Consider the following 543-nt stretch of genomic DNA (forward strand, 5'->3'; position numbering starts at 1 on the left):
AACAAAACACTACTTTTAGCGCGTGGCGCGGTGGGCACCTTCGCGTTGATGTGTGTTTACTATTCGGTGACCACGTTACCTTTGGCAGAGGCAACCATCTTCCAATACATTCATCCGGTATTTACGGCGATGCTCGCTGTCATTTTTTTGAAAGAGCGAATTCAGCCCACAACCTTCATTTGTATTGCGCTATGTTTGCTCGGCGTCTACGTCATGGTTCGGCCAGAAACCGGCGTAGAATCTGCCCAAACACTTCCGATGTTCAGTGTAATGATTGCTATTTTAGGTGCTTTTGGTAGCTCTATTGCTTATGTCATTGTAAGAAAGCTCAGCCAAACCGAAGACAGCTCGGTGATCATTTTCTACTTCCCACTTGTGGCGCTACCAACGTCCATCCTGTTTATGGGAGATAACTTTGTCATGCCAGATCTTTACCTTACGTGTATGTTGGTATTGGTAGGCGTGTTCACTCAAATTGGTCAACTTGGGCTGACTAAGGCGATGCAAACTCAACAAGCAGGTAAAGCATCAGCCTACTCTTAC

Annotated in this window: 1 protein-coding gene; it reads left to right on the forward strand. The window is 46.0% G+C overall.

Translation table 11 applies throughout. The annotated features are described in order from the left end of the window. Positions 1–543, forward strand: a 543-nt coding sequence (locus tag R7O13_RS30130) for a DMT family transporter (RefSeq protein ID WP_318305626.1), incomplete at both ends; no start/stop codon positions are given.

This window comes from Vibrio sp. Y176, assembly GCF_033438945.1.